Raw genomic sequence first — 17,535 nt, 5'->3', positions numbered from 1 at the left:
TTGGTCGATGCGGTTGCAAGTGGCCCTTGCGGGCTTGTTCGGGTCGATGCCGCGCCCCCGCCGGGGGCGCGGCGTCCGCCGTGAGGCGGGGATGAGCTGAGCGGCGGCTTAGCAGCTGCAGGCCTGGCTGGCGCGCTTGTGGGCGATCAGCTCCTCGTCGCACAGCGGGCAGAACTCGTGCTCGCCGGAGATATAGCCGTGCTTGGGGCAGATCGAGAACACCGGGGTGATGGTGATGTAGGGCAGACGGAAGTTCTCCAGCGCGCGGCGCACCAGACGCTTGCAGGCGTCGGTCGAGGAGATCTGCTCGGCCATGTAGAGGTGCAGCACGGTGCCGCCGGTGTACTTGCTCTGCAGCGCTTCCTGCTTGTCCAGTGCCTCGAAGGGATCGTCGGTGTAGCCGACCGGCAGCTGCGAGCTGTTGGTGTAGTAGGGCGTCTCCTCGGTGCCGGCCTGGATGATCGCCGGGTAGCGCTTCTTGTCCTCGCGGGCGAAGCGATAGGTGGTGCCCTCGGCCGGCGTCGCCTCGAGGTTGTACATGCTGCCGGTGCTCTCCTGGAACTCGACCATGCGGGCGCGCACGTGGTCGATGAGACGGCAGGCGAGGGCATGACCCTGCGGCGTGGTGATGTCCTCGGCGTCCTTGGTGAAGTTGCGCACCATCTCGTTGATGCCGTTCACGCCGATGGTGGAGAAGTGATTGCGCAGGGTGCCGAGATAGCGCTTGGTGTAGGGGAAGAGCCCGGCGTCCATGTGACGCTGGATCACCTTGCGCTTGATCTCGAGGCTGTTGCGGGCGATCTCGAGCAGCTCGTCGAGACGTGCGAGCAGGCCCTGCTCGTCACCCTGATGGGTGTGACCGAGCCGCGCGCAGTTGATGGTGACGACGCCGAGCGAGCCGGTCTGCTCGGCCGAGCCGAACAGGCCGTTGCCGCGCTTGAGCAGTTCGCGCAGGTCGAGCTGCAGACGGCAGCACATCGAGCGCACCATGTTCGGCGAGAGCTCGGAGTTGATGAAGTTCTGGAAGTAGGGCAGGCCGTACTTCGCGGTCATCTCGAACAGTCGCTCGGCGTTCTCGCTCTCCCACGGGAAGTCCGGGGTGATGTTGTAGGTCGGGATCGGGAAGGTGAAGATCCGGCCCTTGGCATCGCCCTCGGTCATGACCTCGATGTAGGCACGATTGATCATGTCCATCTCGGTCTGCAGCTCACCGTAGGTGAACGGCTGCTCCTCGCCGCCGATCACCGGCACCTGCTCGCGCAGGTCCTCGGGGCACACCCAGTCGAAGGTGAGGTTGGTGAAGGGCGTCTGGGTGCCCCAGCGCGAGGGCACGTTGAGGTTGTAGATCAGTTCCTGGATGTACTGACGCACCTGCGCGTAATCGAGCCCGTCGACCCGCACATAGGGGGCCATGTAGGTGTCGAAGCTGGAGAACGCCTGGGCGCCGGCCCACTCGTTCTGCAGGGTGCCGAGGAAGTTGACGATCTGGCCGATGGCGCTCGACATGTGCTTGGGCGGCGCCGCCTCGACCCGGCCGGGCACGCCGTTGAGGCCCTCGGTGAGCAGGGTGCGCAGCGACCAGCCGGCGCAGTAGCCCGAGAGCATGTCGAGGTCGTGGATGTGCAGGTCGCCGTCGCGGTGGGCCTGGCCGATCTCGGGCGGGTAGACGTGGTTGAGCCAATAGTTGGCGATCATCTTGCCCGAGGTGTTGAGGATCAGCCCGCCGAGCGAGTAGCCCTGGTTGGCGTTGGCCGAGACGCGCCAGTCGGAGCGGTCGAGATATTCGTTGATCGAGCTGCCGACGTCGACCAGGGTGCGGCTGTCGTCGCGCAGCTTCTTGTGCTGCTCGCGATAGACGATGTAGGCACGCGCGGTCTCGAAGTGGTTGGCGCTGATCAGGGTCTGCTCGATGATGTCCTGGATGCCCTCGATATCGGGGCTGCGACCGTCGTTGCTGCGGTGTGCCAGCACCTTGATCACCTGAGCGGTGAGCAGCCGCGCCTCAGCGGCGTCGAACTCGCCACTGGCCTGGCCGGCGCGCAGGATCGCCGACTCGATCTTGGACACATCGAAACGCACCTCCGTGCCGTCACGCTTGAGCGCGCGGGTAGGGATCGAGGGGAGGTCGGTCTGCGTCGTGTCCATGAAAAGCGGTCTCTCTGGTGGTTGGCACAAGATATTGTGGCGCGAACTATAGCGCCAACAAGATGATGTGTATAGCTCTCTTGTCGTTTTTGTTTTTATTGATTTGCATCAATATTTTTGGGTTGCTTTTCTGACGGCTTTTGACAATTGGACAGTCTCTGTTCAGTGTTGCTTGCTTGACAGCTGTGCCCTTAATGCGCACAGTTCTTGGTTTCCTGTCATTTTCGGCCCAAGGTCCGGAGTCTCGTTTCCGGTCCATGTCGTCGCCGCGTTCGCGGCCCCGGCGCAACCCACAGACGGCCATGCATCGCAAGCTCTACATACAGACCTACGGCTGCCAGATGAACGAGCACGACTCCGCGCGCATCGCGGATCTGCTGCGTGTCTCCGCTGGCATGGAGCTCGTCGAGCGTCCCGAGGACGCCGATGTGCTGCTGCTCAACACCTGCTCGATCCGCGAGAAGGCGCAGGAGAAGGTCTTCTCCCAGCTCGGACGCTGGCGCCCCTGGAAGACGCGACGCCCCGAGCTGGTGATCGGCGTCGGTGGCTGCGTGGCCAGTCAGGAGGGCGAGGCGCTGCGTGAGCGTGCGCCCTTCGTCGACCTGGTGTTCGGCCCCCAGACCCTGCACCGGTTGCCGCAGATGCTGCGCGCGCTGGACGCGGGTGAGCCGCCCCAGGTCGATGTCTCCTTCCCCGAGATCGAGAAGTTCGACCGCCTGCCGGCGCCGAGCGTCTCCGGGCCGAGCGCCTTCGTCTCGGTGATGGAGGGGTGCTCGAAGTACTGTACCTATTGCGTGGTGCCCTACACCCGCGGCGAGGAGATCAGTCGTCCGTTCGACGACGTGATCGCCGAGGTCGCCGGGCTGGCCGAGCGTGGGGTACGCGAGGTCAATCTGCTGGGGCAGAACGTCAACGCCTATCAGGGACCGATGCACGAGCCGGCCGGTGAGTGCGCCGACCTGGCGCTGCTGGTCCATTATGTCGCGGCGATCGATGGCATCGAGCGCATCCGCTTCACCACCAGCCACCCGCTGGCCTTCTCCGATGCGCTGATCGAGGCCTTCGCCGAGGTGCCGCAGCTGGTCGATTTCCTTCACCTGCCGGTGCAATCGGGTTCCGATCGGGTGCTCGAGGCGATGAAGCGCGGCCATACCGCGAGCGAGTATCGCGACAAGATCGCGCGGCTGCGCGCGGTGCGCCCCGATATCTGCATCTCCTCGGACTTCATCGTCGGCTTCCCCGGCGAGACCGAGGCGGACTTCGACGCGACCCTGGCGCTGGTCGACGAGATCGGCTTCGACCACAGCTACAGCTTCATCTACAGCCGGCGTCCCGGGACGCCGGCGGCCGACTACCCGGACGATGTCCCGCTGGAGGTCAAGAAACACCGCCTGGAGCGCCTCCAGCGGCGCATCGACACCAATGCCCAGCGCATCAGCCGACAGATGGTCGGCACGGTGCAGCGGGTGCTGGTCGAGGGACCCTCGCGCAAGGATCCCTTCCAGCTCGCCGGCCGTACCGAGAACAATCGGGTGGTCAACTTCACCGGGGACCCGGCGCTGATCGGCGACTTCGTCGACCTGATCATCACCGAGGCCCTGCCCAATTCACTGCGTGGGCGTCTGGACGTCTAGGATCGCTTGTCTACTCAACCCGAAACTCTCGATCTGGAACTCGAACCCGAGGATAACCTCCGTCTGGCCAACCTCTGCGGTCAGTTCGACCAGCACCTGCGTCAGCTCGAGCGGCGCCTCGGCATCGAGATCGGCAACCGTGGCACGAGCTTCCGCCTGATCGGCGAGCGCGATGCCGTGCGCCTCGCCGAGCAATTGCTGCAGGCGCTCTACCGCGAGGCCGCCGAGACCACGCTGACCCCGGAGTCGATCCATCTCGCGCTCCAGCAATCGGGCGCCGATGCCCTGCTCGAACAGGCCGGGGCGCGGCTGCCCGAGGTGGTGATCCGCACCAAGCGCGGGCTGATCAAGGGGCGCGGTCCCAGCCAACAGGCCTATCTGCACGCCATCCTCAACCACGACATCAACTTCGGCGTGGGACCGGCCGGTACCGGCAAGACCTATCTGGCGGTGGCCTGCGCGGTCGAGGCGCTGGAGTCCGACCGGGTGCGCCGGGTGCTGCTGGTGCGTCCCGCGGTCGAGGCCGGTGAGCGTCTGGGGTTTCTCCCCGGCGATCTGGCGCAGAAGATCGATCCCTATCTGCGCCCGCTCTATGACGCGCTGTTCGAGATGCTCGGCTTCGAGAAGGTCAACAAGCTGATCGAGCGCAACGTCATCGAGGTCGCGCCGCTGGCCTATATGCGCGGGCGCACCCTCAACGAGTCCTTCATCATCCTCGATGAGGCGCAGAACACCACACCCGAACAGATGAAGATGTTCCTCACCCGCATCGGCTTCGGTTCCACCGCGGTGATCACCGGCGATATGACCCAGGTCGATCTGCCGCGTGGCCAGCTCTCCGGGCTGCGCCAGGCCGTCGAGATCCTCAAGGACGTCGACGGCATCAGCTTCAGCTTCTTCAGCGCGCGCGATGTGGTGCGTCATGCCCTGGTGCAGCGCATCGTCGGTGCCTACGACGCCTTCGAGAGCGCCGGTTCGCGCTCGGGGGCCTGAACGGAGTCTCCCTCCATGTCACTCGAACTGGATCTGGACCTGCAGGTCGCCACGACCGCAGCGGGATTGCCCGCGCACGCCGATTTCGCGCACTGGGTGGAGGCGGCGGTGGCCGATCGCCGTGCCCGCTGCGAACTCACCATCCGTCTGGTCGATGCCGCCGAGTCGCAAGCGCTCAATGCCCAATATCGTGGTGTCGATCGTTCGACCAACGTACTCTCGTTCCCCTTCGAGCTGCCGCCCGGGGTCGATTCCACCGACCCGCTGGCCGACTACATCGGTGATCTGGTGATCTGTCCCGAGGTGGTGCAGCGCGAGGCCCTGGAGCAGGGCAAGCAGGCAATCGCCCACTGGGCGCACATGGTGGTCCATGGCGTCTTGCATCTGTTTGATTACGATCATATTACCGATGAGCAAGCGGCGGAGATGGAAGGTCTGGAAACGACTATCCTGAGCAGGTTAGGATTTCCGCCGCCCTATGAAGACGACCCCCCAACGGAGGATCCATAACCCCCCATGACGAGCGATCGATCTACCGAGGGTTCGCATTCGCGCAGCTGGTTCGAGAAGATTGGCCAGCTGTTCGGGAGCGAACCACAAGACAAGGAACAACTCGTCGAGTTGCTCAAGGATGCGCGTCAGCGCGAGCTGCTGGACACGGACGCCCTGAACATGATCGAAGGGGTATTGCAGGTCTCCGACCTGCGGGTCCGCGACATCATGATTCCACGCGCGGAGATGGTCTATCTGCGCCGTGACGATCCCCTGGAACAGATCCTCAAGGTGGCGGTCAAATCCGCCCACTCACGCTTCCCGGTCATCGGTGAAGACAAGGGCGAGGTGGTCGGCATCCTGCTGGCCAAGGATCTGCTCTCCTTCTGTCTCGATTCCGGCCATCGCCGGGCCTTCAACATCCGTGACCTGTTGCGTTCGGCGGTCTTCGTCCCCGAGAGCAAACGGCTCAACGTCCTGCTCAAGGAGTTCCGCACCAGTCGCAACCACATGGCGATCGTGGTCGACGAGTATGGTAGCGCCGCCGGTCTGGTGACCATCGAGGACGTGCTCGAGCAGATCGTCGGCGAGATCGACGACGAGCACGACTTCGACGAAGGCTTCGGCATCTTCCGCCGCAGCCACAACGAGTTCAGCGCCAAGGCGCGCACCCCCATCGAGGACTTCAACGAGTACTTCGGCTGTGCGCTCCCCGACGACGAGTTCGACACCATCGGTGGGCTGGTGGTCAACGCCCTGGGGCACCTGCCCAAGCGTGGTGAGTCGGCGCGTATCGACGATTTCCGCTTCACCGTGATGCGTGCCGACAGCCGTCGTGTCCATCTGCTCAGCGTCGAGCGGATCGATCCGGATGCCCCCGAGGTCCCCGGATCCGCCCCCCAGTCTCCCGACGAGCCACACTGAAGGCACGACCGTCCCCGTCCCGTTCCTGGTCGCGGCGGTGCAGCCAGCACCGCCGCCGGATTCCGGGGTCAACGATTGGTGTGTCGATCTTGCGCCGGACGTGTTGTGCCACCATTGAAAAATCAGGGCGGCAGTGATCGCGCGTCCATCCGTGTTGCCGTGACCTGTCCGGCGTTCTATTCGGCTCGAGTCGAATGATCGTGTGTGGTGGCGATACGCCGCTCATTTCGAATCGGGTCGCGGCTCAACCCTGAAAAACTCCGTGTTTCTCTCGGATTCCCTTTTTGTTTCATCATCTTGATGATTGTTGAAGGGGTGTCTCTGGACGGTGGTATATTAGAGGATCATTTCACACTCATCGCGGCGGGAGCAGCGGGCGAAGTGCGAAAGAGACATTAAAAGAGAACGAGGAGATCAGCATGTCGAAGAAACACCCGATCATTGCCGTGACCGGTTCCTCGGGGGCGGGGACCACCACGGTCAAGCGTGCCTTCGAACACATCTTCTATCGCGACGGCATCAGCGCTGCGGTGATCGAGGGCGACAGCTTCCACCGCTACGACCGCACCACGATGAAGGCGGAGATGGCGCGCGCCTCCGAGCAGGGGCGCAACCTCAGTCACTTCGGTCCCGAGGCCAACCGTTTCGACCTGCTCGAGGAGCTGTTCCGCGACTATGGCGAGAGCGGCACCGGCAACAAGCGTTATTACATTCACAGCGAGGAAGAGGCCGAGTTCCACAACACCCGGCTCACCACTCAGCTGCGCCCGGGCGAGTTCACCCCCTGGGAGCCGGTGCCGGAGAAGACCGACCTGCTGTTCTATGAGGGTTTGCACGGGCTGGTGGTGACCGAGGACGTCAATGTCGCCCAGCACGTCGATCTCGGTGTGGCGGTGGTGCCGATCGTCAATCTGGAGTGGATCCAGAAGATCCATCGCGACAATCTCGAGCGCGGCTACTCGGCCGAGGCCATCGTCGACACCATCCTGCGGCGGATGCCCGATTACATCAATTACATCACCCCGCAGTTCACCCTCACCGACATCAACTTCCAGCGGGTGCCGACGGTCGATACCTCCAACCCCTTCATCGCCCGCGACATCCCCACCCCCGACGAGAGCTTCGTGATCATCCGCTTCAAGGACCCGGAGAAGCTCGAGGTCGACTTCCCCTATCTGCTGTCGATGATCCACGACTCCTTCATGTCGCGGCGCAACAGCATGGTGGTGCCGGGCGGCAAGATGGGGATGGCGATGGAGGTGATCCTGCAGCCGATCATCGAGCGCATGATGGAGGCGCGCAAGGTGTGAGGCGGGGCCGGGCGGGTGCCTTGCCGCGCCCGCCCGGTCCGGCTGGAGAGGTCCGTCCCGGCCGGTCGTCAGCGACCGGCCGGTTGCGTTCCCGCCCCCAGAGCCGGCTTCCAGAAGATGCTTGAAACCTCCTCGATCACCACCGTCGCCCATGTCATCGAGCTGGCCGTGGCGCCGGTGTTCCTGCTCTCGGGCATCGGTGCCATGCTGGCGGTGATGACCAACCGGCTCTCGCGCATCGTCGATCGCGCCCGCCGGGTCGAGGCCAGGCTCGGTGGCGATGGCGCCGACGATCCGGCCATCCGCGCCGAGCTGCGCGTGCTGGTGCGCCGCGCCCGGCTGATCAGCCTGTCGATCGGGCTCTGCACCTCGACCGCGCTGTTGATCTCCGGGGTGATCGTCAGCCTCTTTCTCAGCGCCTTCCTGCGCTTCGACGCTGCCTTGCTGGTCTCGCTGCTGTTCATTGCCGCGATGCTCGCCTTCATCGTCGCGCTGCTGTGCTTCCTGCGCGAGGTGCTGTTGGCGACCGCCGGGCTGCGCTTCGGTCGTCCCGGCTGAGCGCCAATCAGTCGCCGTGTCGCACCGGCGCGCGCTCGAGCAGCGCCGCAGCGGTGGCCTCGGGGATCACCGAGGCGTCGCCACGGGCGCGCTCGCGGCCCTGGTCGAGCACCAGGATCTGATCGACCCAGTCGAGCCCGGCCGGGCGGTGGGTGATCAGCAACACGGTACGACCCTGCATCAGTCGGTCGAGCGCGGCCATCAGGCTGCGCTCGGTGCCGGCGTCGAGCCCCTCGGTAGGCTCGTCGAGCAGCAGGATGGGCGCATCCTTGAGCAGCGCGCGCGCGACCGCGATACGCCGTCCCTGGCCGCCCGAGAGCCGCACCCCGGTCTCGCCGACCCAGGTGTCGTAGCCCTCCGGCAGCCCGGCGATGAAGTCATGGATCTGCGCTACCCGACAGGCCTGCTCGAGTTCGGTCTGGGTGGCGCCGGGACGGGCGACGAGCAGGTTCTCGCGGATGGTGGCGTCGAACAGATGGGTGTGCTGGCTGACCACGGCGATCTGACGGCGCAGGGTCTCGCTGTCGATGTCGCGGATGTCGTGGCCGCCGACACGGATGTTGCCGCAGTCGGTCGACCAGAAGCGCAGCAGCAGGTTGAACAGGGTGCTCTTGCCCGAGCCGGTGGCGCCGACCACCGCGGCGCGGGTGCCCTCTGGGACCCGCAGGTCGATGTCGGCGAGCGCTGCGCGTTCGGCGTCGGGATAGCTGAAACCAACCCCTTCGAAAACGATGTCGAACTGTTCCAGGCGCGGCGACGGACCGTCCGGCTCGCGGATCGCCGGCACGGTGTCGACGATGGCGAACAGCCGTCGTGCCGCGGCCAGCGAGCGCCCGAGCAGCTGGAAGGCATGGGGCAGGGGGGCGACGGCCTCGAAGCTCGCGAGGGTGAAGAGCGCGAGCATCGCCAGTTCGGGCGGCGGCAGCTCGCCCGCGCGCACCAGCGGGATCGCCAGCCACAGCAGCAGCCAGAGGTTGAGGTTGGCGCACAACCCGATCGCCGCCTGGGTCAGCCCCTGGTCGCTGTTGATCCGCGCCTGATCGGCGATCAACTGTTCGCTCAAGCCCTCGATGCGTTGCGCCTGACGCTCGGTGGCGCCGTAGACGGTGAGTTCGGCCATGCCCTGCACGCCGTCGATCACCGCGGCGCGCAGCGCGCCCTCCTGCTCGGCCAGTCGCTGCCCGGGCGCGCGCCCGCGCAGCTCGGCCCACCACGGCAGCCCGACCCCGGCGAGCAGCAGGAAGACGAGCCCGAGCAGCGCCAGGGCGGGGTCGTGGAGGGCGAGGAAGACGACGAACAGGGTGACGCTGATCAGCGCCACCACCACCGGTACCAGGACCCGGACATAGAGGTTGTCGAGCGCATCGATGTCGGCGCGGATCCGGCTGAGGATGTCGCCGCTGTGATACTGCTGCAGCCGCGCCGGGGCGAGCGGTTCGAGATGACGGTAGAACCACACCCGCAGGCTGGCGATCAGGCGGAAGGTCGCCTCGTGATTGACCAGACGCTCGCCGTAGCGCCCGGCGGTGCGGACCATCGCGCTGCCGCGGATCAGCGCCGCCGGGGCGAAGTAGTTCATCGCCACCCCGGCGGCGCCGGCGCTCGCCATCGCAGCGATGAACCAGCCCGAGGCGGCCATCAGGGTGACGTTGGCAAGCAGGGTCAGCACCGCGGCCAGGGTGCCGAGCAGCATCCAGGCGCGATAGGGCCGGAACAGCCTCCACAGTCTCAGCAGTTCGCGCATCCGCGCCTCACTCCTCTGTCGTGACGCCGGTGTGCGCCGGCGCGTCTCCGTAGGCGGCGGTCATCCGCGCATAGAGCCCGTTGGCGGCGATCAGCTGTCGGTGATCGCCCTGCTCGACGATACGTCCCTGGTCGAGTACCAGGATACGGTCGGCCCGGCGTACCGTGGCCAGGCGGTGGGCGACCACCAACAGGGTGCGGTCGCGGGCGAGGTCGTCGATGCCCTGCTGCACCAGCCGCTCGCTCTCGGGGTCGAGGTTGGCGGTGGCCTCGTCGAGGATCACCAGCGGCGCGTCGCGCAGGAAGGCGCGCGCCAGGGCAATACGCTGGATCTGGCCGCCGGAGAGCCCGGCGCCGCGCTCCCCGACCGGGTGGTCGTAGCCGCGGGGCAGGGCCTCGATGAAGTCCGCGGCGCGCGCCCGCTGCGCCGCCCGGCGTATCGCCTCGTGATCGGCCTCGGGGAGACCGAGGCGGATGTTGTCGGCGATGCTCCCCTGGAACAACCGCGGCTGCTGCGGCACCCAGGCGAGATGGGCGTGCCAGTGCGCCGGATCGATGGTGGCGAGATCGGTGTCGCCGATGAGGACCCGTCCGCGGGTCGGCTGGAGGAAGCCGAGCAGCAGGTTGATCACCGTGGTCTTGCCCGCACCGCTGGTGCCGACCAGGGCGACGCGCGCCCCGGGCGGGATCTCGAGATCGATCGCGCGCAGCGCCTCGCGCTCGGGCTCGTAGGCGAAACCGACCTGCTCGAAGCGGACCCCGAGCGGTGCGGGCAGCGCCGGGCGGGCGGTGCCCGGGGTGATCGCCGGCGGGGTGTCGAGCACCTCGATGAGTTGCTCGGCGGCGGCGACCGCGGCCATGCGGGCGTGGTACTGGGTGCCCATGTTGCGCAGCGGGGCGTAGAACTCGGGGGCGAGCATGAGCACGAACAGCCCCTGGAGGAAGCCGATGTCGGGCACGCTCAGCCAGTGCGGCACCGGCAGCGCGAGGTCGTAGAGCCGGAAGCCGATGAAGACCGCGACGATGGCGATGCCGACGGTGGCGAAGAACTCCAGCACCGAGGAGGAGAGGAAGGCGATGCGCAGCACCTGCATGGTGCTGACGCGGTAGTCGTCGGAGATGCGTCCGATCACCTCGACCTCGCGACGGCTGGCGCCGAACAGCTTGAGCGTGGTCAGGCCCTGGATGACATCGAGGAAGTGCGCGCTCATCCGCGCCAGCTGCTTCCACTGGCGCTGGTTGCGCGCCTCGGCCCCGGAGCCGATGAGGATCATGAAGACCGGGATCATCGGCGCGGTGACCAGCATCACCACCGCCGAGAGCCAGTCCATCGGCAGCACCACCATCAGCAGCGCCAGCGGCAGCACCATGGTCAGGGTCATCGCCGGGAGGAAGCGGGCGTAATAGCCTTCCAGGTCGTCGATGCCCCTGGTCAGGGTCTCGACCAGGGTGCCGCTGCGGGTGCCGGAGAGATAGGCCGGACCGAGCCGTTGCAGATGACGGTAGACCTGGTCACGCAGCCCGGCACGCACCCGTGCCGCGGCGGTGAAGGCGGCGCGCTCGGAGAGCCAGGTGATGAGCGCGCGCAGCGCCAGCAGCGCGAGCAGCCAGCCGAGCCAGCCGCCGACCTCGGTGAGTCCGGCGCCGCCGAAGATGACCGCGTCGAGGATCAGGGCGAGGAACCAGGCCTGGGCGACGGCCAGCAGGGCATGGATCAGGCTCAGCACGATCGCCCCCTTGAGGGCAGGGCCGGCGAGCGGACGCTGGGACTTGAGCCAGTCGTTGACGGACATGGTGCGAGCTTCCGGGTAGTCTGTCTGGTATTGGCGTCGGGAGGACGAGGATACGGAAGCAGCCAGGGAGGCGGCAACGGAAATTCACAAGCCGCGATCGCTCGATGCCGCGCCCCGATGGTTCGACGCCGGGGTCGTGGTGGCCGGTCGAGGCCATCGATTGGGGGAGAGGATGCTGCGCAATCCATTGCTGCTCGCCGCGCTCGGGCTGACCTCGGTGGTCGCGCTCTGGGGGGTGTTCGACACCGAGAGCCTGGCGCGGCTGGCGCAGGCGCAGGTGGCGCAGCAGTTTCGCAGTCGCGCCTGGTTCATCATGCTGATGACCAGCCTGCTCGTGGTCACTGTGCTGGCCCTGGCGTTCTCGCGCTTCGGCACCATCCGGCTCGGGCGCGATGACGAGCGCCCGGAGTTCTCCACCCTCAGCTGGCTCACCATGCTGTTTGCCGCCGGCATGGGCGTGGGGCTGCTGTTCTATGGAGCCGCCGAGCCCTTGACCCATTACCAGTTGGTGAGGGGGCGCACCGAGTCCGACCTGGCGGCAAGCTATGCGCTGGTCACCACGATCTTCAACTGGGGGCTGCATGCCTGGTCGATCTATGCCATCACCGCGCTGGTGATCGCCTATTTCAGCTATCGCAAGGGCCGCCCGGGGCTGGTCAGCAGCCCGATCCGCTATACCTTCCGTCGCGGCCGCTGGGTCGGGCCGCTGGCCTGGGTCGCCGACCTGTTGGCGATCTATGCCATCGCCATCGGTCTGGCCGGATCGCTGGCGATCGGGGTGTTCCAGGTCGAGGGCGGGTTGGGGCATCTGTTCGGGATCACCGGCGACTGGGTGAGATACCTGGTCTTCGGTCTGCTCTGTCTGGCCTTTCTGGCGCCGCTGACGCTCGACCTCGGTCGCGGCATGGCGCGGTTGTCGAACCTGGCGATGGCCATCGCCCTGGGGCTGATGGTCTATCTGCTGCTGGTCGGGCCGACCCACTATCTGATGAACGGGGTGGTCGACACCCTGGGCGCCTATCTCTCCGGGGTGGTGCAGCAGGGCTTCGCCACCTATCCGTTCTTCGGCAAGGCCTTCCAGGACTGGTTCCATGGCTGGACGCTGAATTACATGGTGTGGTGGATCGCCTGGGCGCCCTTCGTCGGGGTGTTCGTGGCGCGGATCTCGCGCGGGCGCACCATCCGCGAGTTCGTCCTCGGCGTGGTGCTGGTGCCGACGCTGTTCTCGCTGCTGTGGTTCGGGGTGTTCGGCGGCACCGGCTTCTACGCCCTGTTGCGCGAGGGCCTGCCGCTGCTCGAGGTGGTGCGCGAGCGCCCCGAGGACACCACCTTCTTCGTGCTCGAGGCGCTGCCGCTGGCGGGATTGACCGGCTCGGCGAGCATGATCGCCGCCTTCCTGTTCCTGGTCACCAGCGTGGTGAGCGCGGCCTATGTGCTGGCGATGTTCTCGACCAGCGGCGACGAGGACCCGCCGGTGCGGGTCAAGCTCGCCTGGGGGGTGCTGCTGGCGCTGCTCGGGCTGGCGATGCTGCTCGCCGATGATGTGGCGACGGTGCGCGCGATCATCGCGCTCGGTGCCATGGCCTTCGTCTTCATCCTGCCGCTGTTGGTGGTGGCCCTGCTCAAGACGCTGATGCGCGAGGAGCGGCGATGATCTGGGAGAACCTGCTCGACACCCTGCTCAATCTGGTCGTGTTCGCCTTCATCGGCGTGCTGGTCTGGCTCTATGTCCGCGACGAGGGCGATGGCAGCTAGCCCGCCGTCTCCCACTGCTGCGGCACTCGCTGGATGCGGTCGGTGTCGTAGCCGATACCGGCGAGGAAGGTGAGGATCTCACCATAGGTGGCGGGGGCGATCTCGGGCGCGCGCGCCATGATCCAGACATAGTCGCGCTTGGCTCGGCCGATCACGGTGACACTGTAGTCCGGGGCCAGCCAGATGATGCGGAAGTCACCCTTGAAGGGCCAGATGAACTGCATCCCCCAGTGTGCGTTGGTGGTGGTGTCGAGCACGAAGCCCTTGGGGTTGTAGGTCTTGAGCGGGCCGTCGAAGGCATCCTTGTGGAAGGTGAAGGTGGTGGCGATGGTGCCGTCGGGGTTGAGCGCGTAGGACTCGATGGCGTTGTGCGCGCCCTTCTCGACGAAGGTCGGGATGTTGGCGATGACGTACCAGTCGCCCATGAAGCGTTGCAGGTCGACCTGATCGACGGTGTCCATGGGACGGCCTCCGGTCTCGGTGCAGGCGTTGACGAGGAGCAGCGCGGCGAGCGCGGCCAGGGATTTGAGTGAGCGGTTCATGATGATGTATCCGCGGGGTTGGGGTGCGGTCCTCGGGTGCGGGTGTCAGCGCCCATCGCCACCCCCGCTGGGTACGCGGCGCGGCGGACCGGGGATGAAGGCGTTGGTGCGCGCGACATAGTCGCGGTAGCCGGGACGACGCTCGCCGATGTCGCGCTCGAGCAGGGTGACGCCGGAGACGCGCAGCAGCAGGAAGGTCATCAACAGCGGCGCGATCAGGGCCCACCAGGCCCCGGCGGCGAGGGCGAAGAGATAGAAGGCCCACCAGATGCAGGCCTCGCCGAAATAGTTGGGGTGACGGCTGTAGCGCCACAGCCCTCGGTCCATCACCTGCCCGGCGTTCTCGGGGCGGGCCTTGAAGGCGGCGAGCTGGCGGTCGGCCAGCGCCTCGAAGGCGAAGCCCAGGCACCACAGCGCCAGCGCCAGGGCGTCGAGCCAGCCGAGTGAGGCGGGCAGCGCCATGGCGCCGAGCAGCGGCAGCGAGATCACCCAGGCGAGGATCGCCTGCAGGCCGAACACCAGATAGAGGCTCTTCCACCAGAACCCGGGGTCGTTGTCGGCGCGGATGGCCTGATAGCGCCGGTCCTCGCCCTGGCCCTGGTTGCGACGGCTGATGTGCAGGCTCAGTCGCACCGCCCACAGCGTCAGCAGCACGAAGACCAGCAGCGCGCGCGGCCCGGTCTCGGGGATGAGCAGCATGTAGACCAGCCCCATCAGCAGGAAGAACAGTGACCAGAGCGCGTCGACGATGCTGACGTCGCGCGCGATCACGCTCGCCCCCCAGCCGCAGATGCCGAGCACCAGCGCGGCGGCCAACCCCGAACCATAGACGAAGAGATCAGGCATCGGCGCCCTCGCTGTTGATGGGTCCCTCGGGTGTGTCGCGCTCGGCGGCGGTGCGGGCGAAGCGCGCGGCGATTGCCAGGCTCGCCGGCATCAGCAACGACCAGCCGCCGCCGAGGACCGCCAGTGCCACCAGCGGGTCGGGAAAGTGCACGCCGCCGAGCTTGGCGCCGGCGTAATAGGCCAGTGGTGCGCCCAGGGCGCCGATGGTGAAGGCCAGGTACCAGCGGCCCTGGAGCCAGGCGAGCGAGACGTTGAGGGTGGTGGCGAAGGCCACCCAGATGGCGATGATCCACACCGGGGCGAGCCAGGGCAGCAGCATCCCCGAGGGATAGACGAGAAAGCCGAAGCGCGCCAGCAGCCCGTCCCACAGCGCACCCATGACCGCGATCAGCACCAGCAGCCGGGCCTCGCTGCCGCGGTTGGGCGTGGTCGTCAGGTGCAGTGCGGCGACCAGCGCCACCACGCCGACGCCGAGCCAGGGCAGTTGGTGCGCGGCGCCGAGCACGCAGGCGAACCAGCCGGCCTGAAAGGCGGCGAGGTTGATGAGGATGCGGGGGAGCGACGGGGTTGCTGACATGGACTGGACTCGATCTGTGGGTTCGCGGAAACGAGACCGGCTTGAGATTCAGGTGATGCCGGCCGGGAGGGTTACAAGGGGCGGTTGAGGCCCGTGCGTATCGGCGCTGCTATGATCTGCATCCCCGGCCGCATCGGCCGATCGTCGCAACACGCAGGAGTTTTGATGAAGCATACAGCGCTTACCAAGGGTACCGCGGTCGCCGCCGTGGTGGCGGTCCTGATCTCCGGCTGCGCCGCCGATGGCTCGGGGATGACCGAGACCGGCCAGGGGGCGGCGATCGGCACCGCCACGGGGGCCGCGGCCGGGGCGATCATCGGCTCGTTCGGTGGCAACGCCGGACGTGGCGCACTGATCGGCGCCGTCGGTGGCGCGCTCGCCGGCGGCATGGTCGGTGCCTACATGGAGGAGCAGCGGCGTGACTTCGAGCGCGCGCTGGCCGACGAGATCGCGCGCGGCGTGATTCGGGTGCAACTGCTGCCCGGCGATCAGCTGGTGGTGGGGATGACCGGTGCGACCAGCTTCGAGGTCGACTCCGATCGCATCAAGCCCGGCTTCTACAGCACCATGGACAAGATCGCGGCGATCGTGCGTCGCTACGGCAAGACCGAGCTGCGGGTCGCCGGTCACACCGACAGCACCGGCTCGGCGAGCTATAACCAGACGCTCTCGGAGCGTCGGGCCGTCGCCGTGGAGGGGTATCTGGAGCGTAGCGGTGTGATGCCGCAGCGCATCTTTGCGCGGGGGTATGGTCAGGACAGACCGATCGCGAGCAACGCGAGCGAGGCGGGACGCCGGCTCAACCGGCGGGTGGAGATCACCATCGTGCCGATCCAGGCGCGGGGCTGAACGCACCGCGCCCGGGCGGCGAGATCAGTCGTCGTCGGCCGGGCCGCGGAACTGCTCGGACTCGTACCACATCACGTTGATGACCCCGAAGGCGAGCGCGAGCAGCACGCCGAGGATCCAGGAAAAGTACCACATGGATGCGATCCTCCCAGTATGACCCCGCCCGGCATCGGTGGGCGGGGTCGGCTGTAACGTGCGCGCGGTCGGACCGCGCGCGGTTGCTCAGTAGGCCAGGTGGTCCTGTGCCTCGATCTCCTCGACCGTCACCCGTCGCCACATCTTGGCGTAGGTCCAGGTGGTGTACATCAGGATCAGCGGGACGAAGATCACCGCCGCCCAGAACATCACCGTCAGGGTGAGGTGGCTGGAGACCGCGTCCCAGACGATCAGGCTGCTGTCGGGGTTGGTGCTCGAGGGCATGATGAAGGGGAACATCGCCGCACCGGCGGTGACGATGATCCCGGTCAGCCCCAGGCTGCTGGCCACCAGACCGAGCCCCGGCCGGTCACGCAACGACAGCAGCACCGCCAGCCCCAGTCCGGCGAACCCGAGTACCGGGAAGGCCAGCGTCCAGGGGTGGGCGCCATAGTTGGCCAGCCAGGCGTAGGGGACGATCTCGACATCCTTGGTCAGCGGATTGGGGGTGGCGTCGAGCGCCGGCATCGCGCTCACCCGATAGCCGTCGACCCCCAGCGTCAGCCACAGCCCGGCGAGGGCGAAGGCGATGATGGTGAACAGCCCGGCGAGCTTGACCATCCGCTTGGCGCGCCCGGCGATCGGCTCGGCGGTGCGCAGCTGCAGCCAGACCGCCCCGTGCATCACCAGCATCCCCAGGCTCACCAGTCCGGCGAGCAGGGCAAAGGGGTTGAGCAGGCCGAAGAAGCTGCCGGTGTAGTAGGGGCGCAGCAGGTTGTCGAGATGGAAGGGTACGCCCTGGAGCAGGTTGCCGAAGGCGATGCCGAACACCAGCGCCGGGACCGCGCCGCCGATGAACAACCCCCAGTCCCAGGCGTTGCGCCAGTGGGGGTTGGCGATCTTGCTGCGGTAGTCGAAGCCGACCGGGCGGAAGAACAGCGCGAACAGCGCCAGCAGCATGGCGAAGTAGAACCCCGAGAAGGCGGTCGCATAGACCAGCGGCCAGGCGGCGAAGATCGCGCCGCCGGCGGTGATCAGCCACACCTGGTTGCCGTCCCAGTGCGGGCCGACGGTGTTGATGATCACCCGCCGCTCGCTGTCGTTCTTGCCGAGGAAGGGCAGCAGGGCGCCGACGCCCATGTCCATGCCGTCGGTGACGGCAAAGCCGATGAACAGCACACCGACCAGCACCCACCAGATGAATTTCAGGACTTCGTAATCGAGAATCATGTCTGACCT

Annotated in this window: 16 protein-coding genes; 8 read left to right on the top strand and 8 right to left on the bottom strand. The window is 66.8% G+C overall.

Annotation, left to right across the window (positions count from 1 at the left end; translation table 11 throughout):
* Positions 1-108 precede the first annotated feature (108 nt).
* Entirely contained in the window at positions 109-2,145 is a 2,037-nt protein-coding gene (locus EBL85_RS11770; RefSeq protein WP_123139441.1) for a ribonucleoside triphosphate reductase, read from the bottom strand.
* 302 nt (positions 2,146-2,447) lie between these two features.
* Between EBL85_RS11770 and miaB the strand changes: the two genes are divergently transcribed.
* The 6 genes from miaB to EBL85_RS11740 all read left to right on the top strand — a co-directional run bounded on the left by miaB (position 2,448) and on the right by EBL85_RS11740 (position 8,056).
* Entirely contained in the window at positions 2,448-3,779 is a 1,332-nt protein-coding gene (gene miaB, locus EBL85_RS11765; RefSeq protein WP_123139440.1) for a tRNA (N6-isopentenyl adenosine(37)-C2)-methylthiotransferase MiaB, read from the top strand.
* Between the two features lie 6 nt (positions 3,780-3,785).
* Positions 3,786-4,772 (top strand): PhoH family protein, encoded by a 987-nt coding sequence (locus EBL85_RS11760; RefSeq protein ID WP_123143003.1) that lies wholly within the window; start codon positions 3,786-3,788, stop codon positions 4,770-4,772.
* Between the two features lie 15 nt (positions 4,773-4,787).
* Complete coding sequence (gene ybeY / locus EBL85_RS11755; RefSeq protein WP_123139438.1) at positions 4,788-5,282, top strand: rRNA maturation RNase YbeY; 495 nt, start codon at positions 4,788-4,790, stop codon at positions 5,280-5,282.
* A gap of 6 nt (positions 5,283-5,288) precedes the next feature.
* Complete coding sequence (locus tag EBL85_RS11750) at positions 5,289-6,188, top strand: HlyC/CorC family transporter (protein ID WP_123139437.1); 900 nt, start codon at positions 5,289-5,291, stop codon at positions 6,186-6,188.
* A gap of 419 nt (positions 6,189-6,607) precedes the next feature.
* A complete protein-coding gene (locus EBL85_RS11745; RefSeq protein WP_123139436.1) occupies positions 6,608-7,498 on the top strand; it encodes a phosphoribulokinase in 891 nt (296 codons plus the stop codon).
* 117 nt (positions 7,499-7,615) lie between these two features.
* Positions 7,616-8,056, top strand: coding sequence for a DUF2721 domain-containing protein (locus EBL85_RS11740; RefSeq protein ID WP_123139435.1), 441 nt, complete (start codon positions 7,616-7,618; stop codon positions 8,054-8,056).
* A gap of 7 nt (positions 8,057-8,063) precedes the next feature.
* Here EBL85_RS11740 and cydC read toward each other — a convergent pair whose 3' ends face one another.
* Both cydC and cydD read right to left on the bottom strand, forming a co-directional pair.
* Positions 8,064-9,800, bottom strand: a complete 1,737-nt coding sequence (cydC, locus tag EBL85_RS11735; protein WP_123143002.1) for a thiol reductant ABC exporter subunit CydC — start codon at positions 9,798-9,800, stop codon at positions 8,064-8,066.
* Between the two features lie 7 nt (positions 9,801-9,807).
* The gene (gene cydD, locus EBL85_RS11730) at positions 9,808-11,592 is read right to left on the bottom strand and encodes a thiol reductant ABC exporter subunit CydD (protein ID WP_123143001.1); all 1,785 of its coding nucleotides are present in this window, start codon (positions 11,590-11,592) and stop codon (positions 9,808-9,810) included.
* A 172-nt stretch (positions 11,593-11,764) separates the two neighbouring features.
* Here cydD and EBL85_RS11725 point away from each other — a divergent pair, with 172 nt between their 5' ends.
* Entirely contained in the window at positions 11,765-13,246 is a 1,482-nt protein-coding gene (locus EBL85_RS11725) for a BCCT family transporter (RefSeq protein ID WP_123143000.1), read from the top strand.
* Positions 13,247-13,343: 97 nt separating this feature from the next.
* On the opposite strand, the gene EBL85_RS11720 is transcribed toward EBL85_RS11725, so the two are convergent.
* Genes EBL85_RS11720 through EBL85_RS11710 form a run of 3 tightly spaced genes read right to left on the bottom strand, consistent with a single transcriptional unit; the run spans position 13,344 to position 15,312 of the window.
* Complete coding sequence (locus EBL85_RS11720) at positions 13,344-13,889, bottom strand: lipocalin family protein (RefSeq protein ID WP_123139431.1); 546 nt, start codon at positions 13,887-13,889, stop codon at positions 13,344-13,346.
* A gap of 45 nt (positions 13,890-13,934) precedes the next feature.
* Complete coding sequence (locus EBL85_RS11715; protein WP_123139430.1) at positions 13,935-14,735, bottom strand: DUF1295 domain-containing protein; 801 nt, start codon at positions 14,733-14,735, stop codon at positions 13,935-13,937.
* A complete protein-coding gene (locus tag EBL85_RS11710) occupies positions 14,728-15,312 on the bottom strand; it encodes a DUF2878 domain-containing protein (protein WP_123139429.1) in 585 nt (194 codons plus the stop codon). The genes EBL85_RS11715 and EBL85_RS11710 overlap by 8 nt, the downstream gene beginning before the upstream one ends.
* A gap of 165 nt (positions 15,313-15,477) precedes the next feature.
* Between EBL85_RS11710 and EBL85_RS11705 the strand changes: the two genes are divergently transcribed.
* Positions 15,478-16,161: an OmpA family protein gene (locus tag EBL85_RS11705; protein ID WP_123142999.1), complete on the top strand. Its 684-nt coding sequence runs from the start codon at positions 15,478-15,480 to the stop codon at positions 16,159-16,161.
* 24 nt (positions 16,162-16,185) lie between these two features.
* Here the strand turns inward: EBL85_RS11705 and cydX are convergent, their stop codons facing one another.
* Both cydX and cydB read right to left on the bottom strand, forming a co-directional pair.
* A complete protein-coding gene (gene cydX / locus EBL85_RS11700; protein ID WP_082806015.1) occupies positions 16,186-16,296 on the bottom strand; it encodes a cytochrome bd-I oxidase subunit CydX in 111 nt (36 codons plus the stop codon).
* Positions 16,297-16,383: 87 nt separating this feature from the next.
* Positions 16,384-17,526: a cytochrome d ubiquinol oxidase subunit II gene (cydB, locus tag EBL85_RS11695; RefSeq protein ID WP_123139427.1), complete on the bottom strand. Its 1,143-nt coding sequence runs from the start codon at positions 17,524-17,526 to the stop codon at positions 16,384-16,386.
* Positions 17,527-17,535: the final 9 nt, after the last annotated feature.

Origin of the sequence: Marichromatium sp. AB32, from assembly GCF_003718675.1 — a bacterium.
Classification (GTDB): Bacteria; Pseudomonadota; Gammaproteobacteria; order Chromatiales; family Chromatiaceae; genus Marichromatium; species Marichromatium gracile.
This window is presented reverse-complemented; position numbering and strand designations above follow the sequence as displayed.

Excerpts from the sequence above, each read along its gene's own strand:
- cydB (WP_123139427.1), bottom strand. The coding sequence starts at position 17,526 with ATGATTCTCGATTACGAAGTCCTGAAATTCATCTGGTGGGTGCTGGTC.
- EBL85_RS11745 (WP_123139436.1), top strand. The coding sequence starts at position 6,608 with ATGTCGAAGAAACACCCGATCATTGCCGTGACCGGTTCCTCGGGGGCG.
- EBL85_RS11740 (WP_123139435.1), top strand. The coding sequence starts at position 7,616 with ATGCTTGAAACCTCCTCGATCACCACCGTCGCCCATGTCATCGAGCTG.
- cydD (WP_123143001.1), bottom strand. The coding sequence starts at position 11,592 with ATGTCCGTCAACGACTGGCTCAAGTCCCAGCGTCCGCTCGCCGGCCCT.
- EBL85_RS11770 (WP_123139441.1), bottom strand. The coding sequence starts at position 2,145 with ATGGACACGACGCAGACCGACCTCCCCTCGATCCCTACCCGCGCGCTC.
- EBL85_RS11715 (WP_123139430.1), bottom strand. The coding sequence starts at position 14,735 with ATGCCTGATCTCTTCGTCTATGGTTCGGGGTTGGCCGCCGCGCTGGTG.
- cydX (WP_082806015.1), bottom strand. The coding sequence starts at position 16,296 with ATGTGGTACTTTTCCTGGATCCTCGGCGTGCTGCTCGCGCTCGCCTTC.
- miaB (WP_123139440.1), top strand. The coding sequence starts at position 2,448 with ATGCATCGCAAGCTCTACATACAGACCTACGGCTGCCAGATGAACGAG.
- cydC (WP_123143002.1), bottom strand. The coding sequence starts at position 9,800 with ATGCGCGAACTGCTGAGACTGTGGAGGCTGTTCCGGCCCTATCGCGCC.
- EBL85_RS11750 (WP_123139437.1), top strand. The coding sequence starts at position 5,289 with ATGACGAGCGATCGATCTACCGAGGGTTCGCATTCGCGCAGCTGGTTC.
- EBL85_RS11705 (WP_123142999.1), top strand. The coding sequence starts at position 15,478 with ATGAAGCATACAGCGCTTACCAAGGGTACCGCGGTCGCCGCCGTGGTG.
- EBL85_RS11725 (WP_123143000.1), top strand. The coding sequence starts at position 11,765 with ATGCTGCGCAATCCATTGCTGCTCGCCGCGCTCGGGCTGACCTCGGTG.
- EBL85_RS11720 (WP_123139431.1), bottom strand. The coding sequence starts at position 13,889 with ATGAACCGCTCACTCAAATCCCTGGCCGCGCTCGCCGCGCTGCTCCTC.
- ybeY (WP_123139438.1), top strand. The coding sequence starts at position 4,788 with ATGTCACTCGAACTGGATCTGGACCTGCAGGTCGCCACGACCGCAGCG.
- EBL85_RS11710 (WP_123139429.1), bottom strand. The coding sequence starts at position 15,312 with ATGTCAGCAACCCCGTCGCTCCCCCGCATCCTCATCAACCTCGCCGCC.